Source organism: Lichenicola cladoniae, assembly GCF_013201075.1.
GTDB classification, from domain to species: Bacteria; Pseudomonadota; Alphaproteobacteria; order Acetobacterales; family Acetobacteraceae; genus Lichenicola; species Lichenicola cladoniae.
The window spans coordinates 167,119-180,368 of sequence record NZ_CP053709.1 but is presented as its reverse complement, the minus strand read 5'-3'; the positions used below and the strand labels follow the sequence as shown (position 1 = coordinate 180,368).

Below are 13,250 nucleotides of genomic sequence, written 5' to 3'. Positions count from 1 at the left end.
GCGGAGTAAAATTCCCTACTTCGTTACGGCATCTGTTTATTGGGTATTGGCGTCATGGTTTTTGGGAGGTCGTCCGCGTCGACGAGGCGTGTTGGCAGCCGGCACTGCATTTGGCTTCGGGCGCAGGGCTTCCGGAAAGAGGTCAGCATGCTGACGTAGGCGATAGCTTGCGCCCTCGATATGCACGACGACGGCGTGGTGCAGGAGGCGATCCAGAAGGGCTGTGGCGACGACGGGATCGCCGAAGACTTCAGCCCATTCGGAGAATCCGCGGTTGCTGGTTAGGATCATGGCGCCACGTTCATATCGGGCGTTGACCAGTTGGAAGAATAAGTTTCCGGCGGCGGCGCCGACGGTGAGGTACCCGATTTCATCGATAATGAGCAGCTGCGACCGGCAAAGATAGCGAATGCGCTCGCGCAGACGTCCCTCCCGATCAGCTTTTGTCAGGCTCTCGATGATGTCAGCGAGGGGCGAGAAGTAAACACTGCGACCGGCACGGATCGCCTCCACACCAAGAGCTGCGGCGAGATGACTTTTGCCGGTTCCGGACTGTCCGATGAAATGAACCACCTCGTGGCGGTTGATGAAATCGAGCCCGGCCAGGGCCATGATGCGGTTACGGTCCAGTGAGGGCTGAAACGAGAAGTCAAAGCCGGTCAGGGTCTTGATGGTGGCCAGCCTGGCCATCTGCAGGGCCGCCTTGATCCGGCGGCTTTCGCGCAAGGTGATCTCCTCGGCGAGCAGCATGTCGATTGCCTCGATGGCACTGATCTGTCCGCGCTCGAGCTGCTGGATGACGTCATCGAGTGTCTCCAGGGCGCGCGGCATGCGCAGGCCGACAAGATTATGCCGGATCCGCTCGATGGGCGCCTCGAGCTGAGCTGCCGGTCTCACGCGGCCGCTCCGTCCGCGGCGAGCCGCTTGCCGACGGCATCATAGAACGCCAGGGGTCGGAGTGCGACGACGTCACCGGATCGGCCGGGTAGTGGACCATTGCGAGGTGTCTGACTGTTGGGCGGAGGTGGTGCGCTCCGGTGCCCGGCGATGATACGGCGCTGGCCGCGTCCCTCCAGCACGGGATGGGTAGCGACGACGTGCCCCTCCTCGAGAATGCGCACTTCGCTGGCGGTGCTGTGCACCTCGACCGGCCGGCGATGGGTGGTATCGGGCACGCTGTAGAGATTGCCGTCGACGGAGACCATGCCGTCGCGGGTGATGCGCCGCTCCAGGCGCAGCACGGCCTGGAACGGTCCGGCCGGAAGCGGCTGCAGGCGTGGGCGCTCCTCGGCGAAATGCTCGCTGACCACGCGCTGCGTGGTGGCGTGGATGCGGGCGTTGGCAACCCGATCAAGCCACTGGCGGAACTGGTCGTTGAGGTCGCCAAGGTTGCGAAAGCTGCGACTGAGGAAGAAATCCTCGCGGATGTAGCGGAACGGCCGCTCCACCTTACCCTTGGTTTTGGCCCGATAGGCCTGGCAGGCTTTGGGCAGGTAGCCGTAGTGCCGGGCGAACTCGACGACAGTCCGGTTGTAGACGATGTGGCCAGCCTCGGGATCCTCACGACTGAACACTGTGCGCATGCGGTCGTAGAGGATTTCGGTCGGCGCACCGTGCAACGCCTCGAAAGCCGCGGCATGGCAACGCAGCAAGGTCTGCAGATCCTGATGCGGCACGAACCGTCCCCACAGCATCCGGCTGTGGCCCAGCACGAGCGAGAAGAGCCACACGACCCGCTCGACACTTGGCTCGTCGGTGAACACGGTGCGAAAATGGGCGAAGTCGACCTGCGCCTGGCGACCTGGTGGCGTCTCGAAGCGCACCTCGAAACCAGCTGGTGTGGTCGGCCGGACGCCGCGCAGGAAATCCTTTACCGCCGTGTAGCCCCCGGCATAGCCAAGATCGCGGATCTCACGATGGAGGCGGCTGCCGGTCAGGTCAGGATAGGCCGCGACACGCTCACGCAGGTAGGGATGGAACGGAGCCACCTTGGCGGGTCGTGGCTGTCGCGCCTGGTAGATCGGCGGCTCGAGACCCCGCTCGATATATTTGCGCACGGTCTTTCGATCGGTGCCGACGCGACGCGCGATGGCCGACACGCTCAACCCTTGCCGATGCAGATCCAGGATCATGACGAGCTCCCCAAGCCTGACCACCATCGTTCTCCCTCGAACCATCGAGGGAATGGTGGCCTACCGCCGGGCGCTGCCCCACAGCAGCCAGTCTCAGGAACCAGCCGCCACACTAAAGTGGGGAATATTCAAACGCCCAATCTGAGGAGAATGCAGGCGCCACTGACACTGCACGCCGACGGGCCGGAGCGCATCACCGGTGAGTGGTGGCGCCGCTCGACCGAGCTCGTCGCCGTGCGCGATTATTGGACCGTCGAGAACCAGGATGGACGCCGGTTCTGGCTGTTCCGCCAGGGTGATGGTGTCGACAGCAGCACCGGCGCACTTGCCTGGTTCCTGCACGGGTTTTTCTAACAGTGACTGTTCCGCCATGACCGACGACGACAAACGCACCTTGCGTCCCGCCAGCACCAGCGAGCTCGAGGAGACGCTGTCGTTCGCGCTGCGCTTCGCCGGCAAGAAGCGTGTGCACACCGCTGACGATGTCATGGCCCGGGTCACCGCCGAGCGGCTGGTGCAGCATCTGGAGAAGAGCGGCTACGTGCTGATGAAGCGGCCGAGCTCGGCGGTGCCCTCAACCAGTGGCCACCGGCATCCGAACAGCGACTGAGCTGGCGATCATGTCCGACTATGTCGAGCTGCAGGTCACCAGCAACTACTCGTTCCTGCGCGGCGCCAGCCATGTCGAGGAGCTGTTCCTCGCCGCCAAGGACCTTGAGCTGCCGGCGATCGCCGTCACCGACCACAACACCCTGGCCGGCATCGCCCGCGCGCATGCCCGCGCCGAGGAGGTCGGCATCCGGCTGATCGTCGGCTGCCGGCTGGATCTGCGCGACGGTTTGCCCGTGCTGGCCTACCCAACCGATCGTGCCGCCTACGCCCGGCTGTGCCGGCTGCTGACGCTCGGCAAGGGACGCACCGGCAAGGGCGGCTGCGATATCGGCTGGGCCGACCTGCTGGCGCATGGCGAAGGTCTGCTGCTGATCCTGCTACCGGATGCGGTGGATGCACGGCTCGAGCTAGAACTTGCCAGTCTGCGGCAGGGCTTTGCCGGTCGCTGCTATCTGCAACTCAGCCTGCGCCGTCGCCCGGGTGATGCGGTGCGCCTGCGCCAGCTGAGCGACCTGGCGCAGGCGGCGCGGGTGCCGACGGTGGTCACCGGGGACGTGCTGTTCCACGCCCCGGACCGTCGCATCCTGCAGGACGTGGTGACCTGCATCCGTGAGAGCTGCACGATCGACGATGCCGGCTTCCGGCGCGAGCGCTTCGCCGATCGGCATCTCAAGGCACCGGCCGAGATGCACCGGCTGTTCGGTGCCTATCCCGAAGCGCTGATGCGCACGCTCGAGATCGCCGATCGCTGCCGCTTCAGCCTGTCGGAGTTGCGCTACCAGTATCCGGACGAAGCTGACATCGCCGGGCAGACGCCGCAGCAGGCGCTCGAACAGCAGGTCGGCGACAGCATCCCGTTGCGCTACCCGGACGGGCTGCCGGCGGACGTGGCCAAGCAGCTGCAGCACGAGCTCGATCTGATCGCAGCACTCGACTACGCGTCGTACTTCCTCACCGTGAACAGCATCGTCCGCTTTGCGCGTTCCAAGGAGATCCTGTGCCAGGGTCGTGGATCGGCGGCCAACTCCGCGGTCTGCTACGTACTCGGCATCACCTCGATCGACCCGGTGCGGAGTGGGCTGCTGTTCGAGCGCTTCATCTCGGCGGAGCGCCGCGAGCCGCCTGACATCGACGTCGACTTCGAGTCAGAACGGCGCGAGGAGGTGATCCAGTGGGTGTATCAGCGTTACGGCCGCGACCGGGCGGCCCTGTGCTGCACGGTGATGCGGTTCCATTCCCGCGGGGCCATCCGCGACGTCGGCAAGGCGATGGGGTTGCCGGCGGATGTGACCGCTGCGCTGGCCGGACAGGTCTCAGCTTGGTCCAACGACGGCATCAGCGAGGCGCATGCGGCCGAGCTCAACCTCAACCTGACCGATCGCCGGCTGCGCCTGACGTTGCAGCTGGCCCGTGAGCTGATCGGCTTCCCGCGCCAGCTCGGCACCCATCCGGGCGGTTTCGTGCTGACCCAGGACCGGCTCGATGATTTGGTACCGATCGAACCGGCCTCGATGGCCGACCGGCAGGTCATCGAGTGGGACAAGGACGATATCGACGCGCTCAAGTTCATGAAGGTCGATGTGCTCGGCCTCGGCATGCTCGGCTGCATGCGCCGCTCGTTCGAGCTGCTGCAGGAGCATCACGGCGTGACGATGGATGTCGCCACCATCCCAGCGGAGGATCCGGCCACCTACGCGATGATCCGCAAAGCGGACACGCTCGGCACCTTCCAGATCGAGAGCCGGGCGCAGATGAGCATGCTGCCGCGGCTGAAGCCGGTGACCTTCTATGATCTGGTGGTGCAGGTGGCGATCGTCCGGCCCGGGCCGATCCAGGGCGACATGGTGCATCCGTATCTGCGTCGCCGGGAAGGCAAGGAACCGGTCGAGTATCCCAAGGAAGAACTGCGCCGGGTGCTCGGCAAGACGCTGGGTATCCCGCTGTTCCAGGAGCAGGCGATGCAGGTCGCCATCCAGTGCGCGGGCTTCACCCCGGGCGAGGCGGATCAGCTGCGGCGCTCGATGGCGACCTTCAAGTTCACCGGCGGGGTCAGCCACTTCAAAGACAAGCTGATCGAAGGCATGGTCGGTAAGGGCTACGAGCGCAGCTATGCCGAGCGCACCTTCAGCCAGTTGGAAGGGTTCGGCTCGTATGGGTTTCCGGAGAGCCATGCCGCCAGCTTCGCGCTGATCGCCTACGCCAGCAGCTGGATGAAGTGCCACCACCCGGACGTGTTCTGCGTCGCCCTGCTGAACTCCCAGCCGATGGGCTTCTATGCGCCGGCGCAGGTGGTGCGGGATGCGCGCCAGCACGGGGTCGAGGTCAGGCCGGTCTGCGTCAACGCATCACGCTGGGACTGCACGCTGGAGCCGCGGCGGGACAACGGGCCGGGGCTGGCGGTGCGGCTTGGGCTGCGTCTGGCCAAGGGGCTGGCAAACCAGGACGGAGCGCAGCTGGTCGCACATCGCGGGGAGGCGCCGTATCGCAGCGTCGAAGAGATCTGGCGTCGCGCGGACATCCCGGCGGCGGCGCTGGAGCGGCTGGCGGAGGCGGATGCGTTCCAGGGCCTTGGGCTCGATCGGCGTCAGGCACTCTGGCAGGTGAAGGGGCTGGCCGACACGGCGCTGCCGCTGTTTGCCGCAGCAGATATGGGGCGGCGACCACGGCCGGAACTGGTGGAACCGCTGGTAGCGCTCACGCCGATGAAGGACGGGCGCGAGGTGGTGGAGGATTACCGCAGCATCGGGCTGAGCCTGCGCCGGCACCCGGTCTCATTCATCCGGCCACAGCTGCAAGCCAGGCGGATGATCAGCTGTGCCGACCTCCGCAACACCCGGGACGGCCTTCGCATCATCGTGCCGGGCATCGTGCTGGTGCGGCAGAAGCCGGGCTCGGCGAAGGGTGTGATGTTCATCACCATCGAGGACGAAACCGGTGTCGCCAACCTGATCCTGTGGCCGGACCGGTTCGAGGCGCAGCGCCGGCTGGTGCTGTCGGCCGGGATGATCGCGTGCCACGGCAAAGTGCAGCGGGAAGGCGAAGTCATCCACGTCGTGACGGACCGGCTGGACGATCTGTCCGACCTACTGTGGTCGGTCGGTGATCAGGACGGTGCATTTCCAATCAGACACGGGCAGGGCGACGTGGTGACGCATCCAGCAACTCGGGATCCTCGTGACGGGCCAGGGGCTGGTCCAGGTGGGCGCCCAATCCGCCACATTGACATTCCGGACTTGCACATCAGGTCAGGCATCAAGGTGCCGACCCGAGATTTTCGCTGATCCGAACTTGCGGGATGAAGGTCAGGATTGAGCTGTTGCAAAAAGGATGACCGTTTGACGGAAGTGAAGCGGTCGCATCAGATCAGTTTATGCATCTTGTCCGGATCTCGCTGTTCTGTCTCGTTACAGCCCTCTCTTCGAGTCTGGCCTACGCCGACGCGTCTTGCCCGCAGTTCTTCCCAGGTGGCCAACCCCCTGCCCTGACTAACCTAAAGCTGTCTGTACGGACGACGCTGTTGTGCAACGACGCCTATGCGTCTCTGGCCTCAGGCGTCACGCATGGCCCTCTGTGGTCGGCAGAGCATCCAACGGCGACGTGGCTGGCTGAGGCCGCCCAGACGCATCGAGAAGGTCGCTTCCATGCCGACGATCGCCTGCCTCCGGCTGACCAGGCGCAGCTGGCCGACTACCGCCGAAGCGGCTTTGACCGCGGCCATATGGCACCGTCCGGTGATATGCCAGGCGAGACGGCGCAGCAGCAGAGCTTCTCCCTGGCCAACATGGTCCCGCAAACCGCTGAACTGAACCGCGGCATCTGGGCCGGGCTGGAAGAGGCTATTCGCAACCTGGCGAACAAAGACGGCGAACTCTATCTCGTTACGGGGCCGGCATTCCATGGCACTGAGCTGAGATCGATTGGTCCCGATGGCGTGCTGGTACCGACCTCAACGTGGAAGGCCGTTTACGATCCTCGTGCTCGTGGCGTCGCGGTCTATGTGTGCAAGAACACCGACGCTCCGACCTGCGACATCGTGTCAGTCGCGACGCTGATCCGCGTCGTTGGCGTCGATCCCTTCCCTGCCCTGCCCGACCAGTTAAAGCAGACCGCCTTGGCGCTACCCCAGCCGGCGGCGAGCCAGTATGCTCATCGTGGTCGTCGCCAGCCGCCGCCTGAGGCTAGCCCGCTGCAACCGCTGATCAACTGGCTGCAGCATCTGCTCACCGCTTGAAGGAGTTGGCGATGACCAAGCTCGACCCATTTGCCGACGACGCTGCGTCGATCTCAATCGGCAAGCTGACGATCGAGAACGGTGCAGATCAGGTGACCCTCTATGGCAGCCTGGACATCACCCGCGACCAAGCGGGCCTGACCCACGCACGCCAGATGAAAGCGCTGCTGGACCAGATCATCGAGGTGCTTGAGGCAAAGCCGTTGTCGGCCACGGTAGCGGCGGATGTAATACCGAAGATCGTGAAGAACCCCTTCAGCTGATTTCACTGGCCATTCTCGGTCTCTCGATCGCCTTCCTTCTTGGCGGCCCTCTCGCACTCGAATTGTCCTTGCTTTGTTCGGCCGAACCAGCGCTCGCCTTCAAGATGATAAATCTTGGTGCGTGTGTTGACCCAAACGACCCGATCATTGGGGCATGAAATGCCGGGATCGACTGCCGCGTAGTCTTTGTGCCGGGCGAGCGCCGGAGTGGCTATAAACAGCCAAGCCATACCCAGGATCAGGATCCGCATGGATTTTTCCAAGCCGTAGAACGATCGGAGGGCCGCATTTTACGGCCCTCATGTGGTCTTATCACCGCATTAAGCCGCGGCAGATATTCTACTATGCATGTCCTGGTTCCGCCGCTCGCCTCGGCCGTCTGATGAATGGCGTCCTCTTCCTTACGAGGAGGCTATCCTAATTCCGGCACCACCGGATCCACGATGGGAGCACGCCCTCACGGCAGACGGATTGCGGCTATTGGCGTTGGAACCGGCACCGAAAGTGCAGCTTGATCCGATTTCAATTCGGGCGGCGCGGATGCGCGCGCAGTGGCGAAAGGACCGAGCAGCTTGGCGATGGTAATGTTGCAGATATAGAAACACATTCTTTTAAGTTTCTTGCACTCGTCCAACATGAAGCGACGTAGCTTGCCGTTTTAGCTTATCTGGCTCGGGTAGCAGCCACTGCATCCGCGGCAGCTCCTAGTCTTCAACGCGACGCTAAGCGATCGCGGAACATAACGTCCTTTATGTTACACGATGAGGATGGGCGACCGGACGAGCACGCCATAATGCAGAGCGGGACAGCTGCTATCACATCCAACTCTCGCTCCCGTTTAAACTCGCGACGGATCGCGCTCTGTGCATCCACGATGCAAATGCTGCTCGTCTCCAGCAAGTCGATCCCGACATAGTAGGTCATCTCAGTGCTCCTTCAGGTTATGACCCCAAAGGGTCACACGGAAGAACATCCGCTCGGGATAATATTTGCTATTACGCCAACTCGATTGCCGTATTTAGAACCGCACGCCAGCCTTGAAGTAATAGTAGCGACCGAGATAGTCGTAGCTGTTGGTTAAGGAATTTGTCGATCCGTCGTAGTAGAACGGTGGGTCGCGGTCGAACATGTTGTCGATACCGGCGATAAGCGTAACAGTGTGCTTTCCTGCAACCTTCAACGCGTAGCTGCCCACGATATCGTGGTAGACGATCGGCCCGACGCTGCCGCCATAGCTCGTATCGGCCGGCTCGCCCGGTGACACGTAATTGCTCGATCCTCCGATATATCGGATCGTCCATTGGAACGACCATTTAGGCTGCACGTAGGCAATGCTGTTGGTCGACTTGAAGCGCGTGAAGGCCTGTGGCGTCGTGGTCGAGATGATGGCACCGGCATCCTGGCGCACATCGCCGTTAGGCAGCTGTTCCGTGTAGTTCAGCAGTAGCGTGTCGAGATTGCTAAACTCTAGCCGCCCCGCCCAGCTGGGAAGTCCGAGACGGCTCAACTTAAGATTGTAGTTAAGTCCGAAATCGAGGCCATCCGTATTGACGAAGCCGGAGTTGGTATTGATCGCACTGACTGTCGTCAGCTGGCCGCCGCCGCGGTTGCCGACCAGCAGGCATTGTGGGCTCGACAGGCCAGTTGATGCGTAACAGCTATCCAGGATCGTCTGTGCATCCGGCGCCGTGATGTGATTGGCAATCTTGATGCGGTAGTAGTCGACGGTCATCGACAGGTCCGGGATCCAGCGCGGCGTGATGACGGTGCCGAGATCGAGCTGCCGCGATGTCTCGGGCTGGAGACGGGAGTTGCCGCCGATATAGGTGTAGAGCTGGGTCTGCTGCTGCATGAAGCTCGCCGGTGACAGGCCCGCTGATGACAGCACTCTGTTGCAGTTCGCTGCCGCATTGGCATTGCTGCGGCGCAATCCTACATTGACATCGCACGGGTCGTTGACGGTGTTGGCCGCCTCGTATTGACCGGAATAAAGATCGGTGATGCTCGGTGAGCGAAAGCCGGTTCCGGTATTGAAACGGAACCTGATGTCGCGGGTTGGTGCGTATGCGACCGAGACGTTCCAGGTCGTGGCGTTGCCAAAGTTGCTGTAGTCGGAATAGCGCGCAGCGCCATCCACCGACAGCTCCTTGGCCATGAACATGTCCTTGAGCACCGGCACCTTGAACTCGAGATAGCCCTCCTTGACGTTGAAGCTTCCCGCTGTCGACGCCTGGTCGAAATCACCGTTACCGCTGGTGATGACGCTGTCCGGCGCGTATTTCCCGGACTCGTGGCGCAGTTCCCCGCCGAGAGCAAAACTGAATGGCCCGGCCGGAAGCTGGAGAATTGGCCCTGTGACCTTTCCAAACCAGTAATGCTGGCCGACATCGACCTTGTTGGTCTGGGTGAAGCCGATATATCTGGCCTGCGCCGGGGTTAGCGTGTTGGGCCCAAAGAAATTGCCGACACTGCAGCCCTGAGCGGCATCGGCGGCGCTGCATGGCAGATACACGCTGACCTGCAGGATGTAAGTTTGGTTGTACTGGTTCGTAAACGTGAACTTGTCGTTCGACGAACCGTATTTGTAACCAGCCTCCCAATCAAAGCGGTTCAGGATCGTCCCTGACAGGCCGATCCCCAGCCGGTAGGTCGAACCGCTCTCGTTGTACTGCCGGTTGCCGACTTCTGCGCGCCTGGTCCGGTCGACGACATCCACACCATAGGGATTGTAGGGGTTCGAGGCTGGGATGATGAACCCGTTCGGATAGCGGTCAGTCACGACATCGCCGCCTTCCGCGTCGGGACCAAGTTGCTGCTGGGCATGATGATCGGTGAACAGCGCATCGATATTCAAATTGACGTTCGGCAAAATCTCATAGTGACCGAGGGCATTGAAACTGCGACGATCGAGCTGAGTGCTCGAATAGCCATAATCGTTCAGGAGCAGGTCGTCCTGTGCCGGATTGAAGGTTCGGAAGACGCCGTTGCCGAAGGCGCGGTCATTGATCGATGGTTGACCGGTCACGACGTCGAAGGCGGTCGGATTCTGCACCAGACCGCCCAGTGTGCGCGTGCTGCCGAGCGTCTGGGAGCCGTCCGGCAACGACTTGTTCTGCGACCAGGCCCGACGGTTCTGTGGCAACGGGTCCCGGTTGCTGTACTCAAAGTTGAAAAGGATGTTTCCCTTCTGGAAGTTGTGGCCGGCGGTGCCACTAAAGTCGTAAGACTGCGCATCGTGGCGGTCGCTGATTCCCTCCTGCGCGTTAACCATCACACCATCAAAGTGCTTCTTCAGGATAATGTTGACGACGCCGGCGATCGCGTCCGAACCATAGATCGCCGAGGCCCCGTCGCGCAGGATCTCGATATGGTCGATCAACGATACTGGAATGTTATTGAGGTCGACGGCATTGACCGTGTCGGTACCGCTCGACACCATCCGGTGTCCGTCGATCAGCACAAGGGTGCGCGTCACGCCGAGGTTTCGGAGCTCGATGAACGAGACACCCTCGCCGCCGCCATTCTGATTGGAGTTGACACCCTGCTGACCGAACTCGGGGATCCTCTGCAGATACTGTTCGAGCGTGACGGTGCTGGAATCCTGCAACTGCTTCGACGTTATAACAGTAATTGGCGTATTGCTGGATGTGTCCTGCCTGATCTGCGAGCCGGTTACCGTGACTTGCTCGCTGGGCTCGCCGATCTGTCCCGTTGTAACGGCGGTCTGTGCAAGTGCCCCGGCCACCGGAAGCACCAAGCTGCCCGCAGCGAGCGCCAGTCCCGCTGCCACTCTCTTCGTCAGGACGTCGATCGAACGGATGCGCATCGAGGATTTATCCTTTCTCACTGAATAAAGCTGGAAGCCTGACCCGAACCTGTCGTTACCCGGGGAAAGTTTGGGCTGTAAATTGGCCAACCGGAGTGATCTTGGGTCTGAATTTATTGCGTTATTGAGACGGTCTACAAGCTCCGACGCAAGGCCCCTCTGCATCCTGTGCACATGACCTCAGCGCATGGACGAGCTACCGAAAGATCTCACTTCTGATGCAGGCGACCTGATGGTCGTGTCCGATTGTACGAAGCGGCGGCAGCGCGTCGTCGCAAGCGTCAATGCGATGCAGGCAGCGCGCAGCGAAAGGACAGCCAATTGGACGCGAACGAAAGTTTACAGGTTCAGCTAATGAAGCGCGTTTGCGATGCCGCATTGAGGGATGCGAGACCGGCGCCGCATCGAGCAGCGCCTGCGTGTAGGGATGCGCCGGGTGGTGGAACAGCGCAGCGACCGGAGCAGTCTCGACGATCCGTCCCCGATACATGACGAGCACGCGGTCGCAGATATGGCGGATCACCGACAGGTCATGGCCGATGAACAGCATCGCGAGGCTGCGTCGTTCTTGCTGTTCCATCAGCAGGTTCAGGATCTGCGCCTGGATCGACATGTCGAGTGCCGACACCGGTTCATCGGCGATGAGAAGCTCCGGTTCGACCGCGAGCGCCCGGGCGATGCCGATCCGCTGACGCTGGCCGCCGGAAAATTCATGCGGAAAGCGTGAGCCGGCATCGGGGGCAAGCCCCACCTGATCCAGCACGGCGGCAACGCGTGCCCGGATGTCGCGACGGTCGCACAGGCGCTGCAGGCTGATTCCTTCTGCGATGTTGTCCGCCGCCGTCATGCGCGGGTTAAGGCTCGTGTAGGGATCCTGGAAAATCACCTGCATGCGGCCGCGCAATCGCCGCAGGTCGGCAGCCGGCAGCGTCAGCAGGTCGATGCCGTCGAAGCGGACAGTGCCGGAGGTAGCCGGCAGCAGTCGCAGCAGAGCGCGGGACAAGGTCGTCTTACCGGAACCAGACTCGCCGACCAGCCCGATGATCTCGTTCCGCCGTATCGTGAATGACACGTTGCGCACGACCGGGACTGCGGTCGGACGCTGCCAAGGCAGACGGCGCGCCTGGGCAAACGCCACGGACAGGTCGATGACGTCGAGAACCGGCGGCCGCTTCACGCGAGCTCCTGCCAGCGCAGGCAGCGTGACTGGTGCTCAATGCCGATCTTGTACTCGTCCGGCACCGCCGCCTCGCAGGCCGGAAGCACCATGTCACATCGTGGGGCGAAGCGGCACCCGGGCGGCGGCCGGTGCGGGTCGACCATGCTGCCGCGGATCATCGGCAGGCGGCGAGGTGTTGCTAGGACCGCATCCATGCGTGGCAGGCTGGCCATCAGGGCGCGCGTGTAGGGATGGCCCGGCGCATCGAACAACGCGCGCACTGGCGCCGTCTCGACGACCTGGCCGCCATACATCACCGAGACCTGGTCCGCGATCTCTGCCACCACGCCCAGGTTGTGGGTGATGAACAACACCCCCATGCCGAGCTCCTGCTGCAGTGTGCGCAGCAGCCGCAGGATCTGGGCCTGCACGGTCACGTCCAGCGCCGTCGTCGGCTCGTCGGCGAGCAGGAGCGAGGGTCCGCAGGCCAGCGCCATGGCGATCATCACACGCTGTCGCATGCCACCCGACAGATGATGTGGATAGCTTTCGACGTGGCGCGCCGGGTCGGCAATCTCGACCAGCCCCAGCAATCGTACCGCTTCCGCCATTGCCGCGCGGCGTGAGATCGGACGATGCAGACGCAGCACCTCGGCGATCTGCGTGCCTATCGTGCCGGTCGGGTTCAGGCTCGTCATCGGCTCCTGGAAGATCATGGCGATTTCGTTGCCGCGCAGCGCCCGCATCGCGTGTTCGTCGAGCTGCGCCAGATCACACTCCAGGCCGCTGCGGCTGCGGAAAAGGATCCGGCCGGAGACGATGCGGGCTGCAGGCGCCGCCAGCAGGCGCATGATCGACATGCAGGTCACGGACTTGCCGGATCCGCTTTCGCCGACAAGAGCGACCGTCTGGCCGCGGCGGACGGTCAGATTGACGCCGTCGACGGCATGGAAGGTCCCACGCGGGGTGTAAAACGCGGTCACCAGGTCGCGAACCGCCAGCACTGGTTTGTCCGTGTCCGTCCCTA

10 protein-coding genes and 1 pseudogene are annotated in these 13,250 nt (G+C 62.7%); 5 read left to right on the top strand and 6 right to left on the bottom strand.

All coding sequences use genetic code 11. The annotated features are described in order from the left end of the window. Window positions 1–36 precede the first annotated feature (36 nt). Together istB and istA are read right to left on the bottom strand one after the other, a co-directional pair. Window positions 37–831, bottom strand: a complete 795-nt coding sequence (gene istB / locus HN018_RS22720) for an IS21-like element helper ATPase IstB (RefSeq protein WP_172443545.1) — start codon at window positions 829–831, stop codon at window positions 37–39. Between the two features lie 62 nt (window positions 832–893). Beyond that, complete coding sequence (istA, locus tag HN018_RS22715) at window positions 894–2,156, bottom strand: IS21 family transposase (RefSeq protein WP_172443561.1); 1,263 nt, start codon at window positions 2,154–2,156, stop codon at window positions 894–896. Window positions 2,157–2,306: 150 nt separating this feature from the next. Between istA and HN018_RS22710 the strand changes: the two are divergent. The 5 genes and pseudogenes from HN018_RS22710 to HN018_RS22690 all read left to right on the top strand — a co-directional run. Beyond that, window positions 2,307–2,486 (top strand): annotated as a pseudogene (locus tag HN018_RS22710) (DNA polymerase Y family protein); the annotation flags it as partial. Between the two features lie 16 nt (window positions 2,487–2,502). Continuing rightward, window positions 2,503–2,742, top strand: coding sequence for a hypothetical protein (locus HN018_RS22705; RefSeq protein WP_171837673.1), 240 nt, complete (start codon window positions 2,503–2,505; stop codon window positions 2,740–2,742). A gap of 10 nt (window positions 2,743–2,752) precedes the next feature. Beyond that, entirely contained in the window at window positions 2,753–6,025 is a 3,273-nt protein-coding gene (locus HN018_RS22700) for an error-prone DNA polymerase (RefSeq protein ID WP_171837674.1), read from the top strand. A 236-nt stretch (window positions 6,026–6,261) separates the two neighbouring features. Then, entirely contained in the window at window positions 6,262–6,975 is a 714-nt protein-coding gene (locus HN018_RS22695) for a DNA/RNA non-specific endonuclease (protein ID WP_239479407.1), read from the top strand. 11 nt (window positions 6,976–6,986) lie between these two features. After that, on the top strand, window positions 6,987–7,238 hold the full coding sequence (locus HN018_RS22690) for a hypothetical protein (protein WP_171837676.1): 252 nt from the start codon (window positions 6,987–6,989) through the stop codon (window positions 7,236–7,238). 2 nt (window positions 7,239–7,240) lie between these two features. Here the strand turns inward: HN018_RS22690 and HN018_RS22685 are convergent, their stop codons facing one another. From HN018_RS22685 to HN018_RS22670, 4 genes are all read right to left on the bottom strand, one after another. Next, entirely contained in the window at window positions 7,241–7,489 is a 249-nt protein-coding gene (locus HN018_RS22685) for a hypothetical protein (RefSeq protein WP_171837677.1), read from the bottom strand. Window positions 7,490–8,256: 767 nt separating this feature from the next. Further along, window positions 8,257–11,064, bottom strand: a complete 2,808-nt coding sequence (locus HN018_RS22680; protein ID WP_171837678.1) for a TonB-dependent receptor domain-containing protein — start codon at window positions 11,062–11,064, stop codon at window positions 8,257–8,259. A gap of 196 nt (window positions 11,065–11,260) precedes the next feature. Next, the gene (locus tag HN018_RS22675) at window positions 11,261–12,241 is read right to left on the bottom strand and encodes an ABC transporter ATP-binding protein (RefSeq protein ID WP_171837679.1); all 981 of its coding nucleotides are present in this window, start codon (window positions 12,239–12,241) and stop codon (window positions 11,261–11,263) included. Continuing rightward, window positions 12,238–13,227, bottom strand: coding sequence for an ABC transporter ATP-binding protein (locus tag HN018_RS22670; RefSeq protein ID WP_239479406.1), 990 nt, complete (start codon window positions 13,225–13,227; stop codon window positions 12,238–12,240). Before HN018_RS22670 ends, HN018_RS22675 begins: the two co-directional genes overlap by 4 nt. Between the last annotated feature and the right edge of the window lie 23 nt (window positions 13,228–13,250).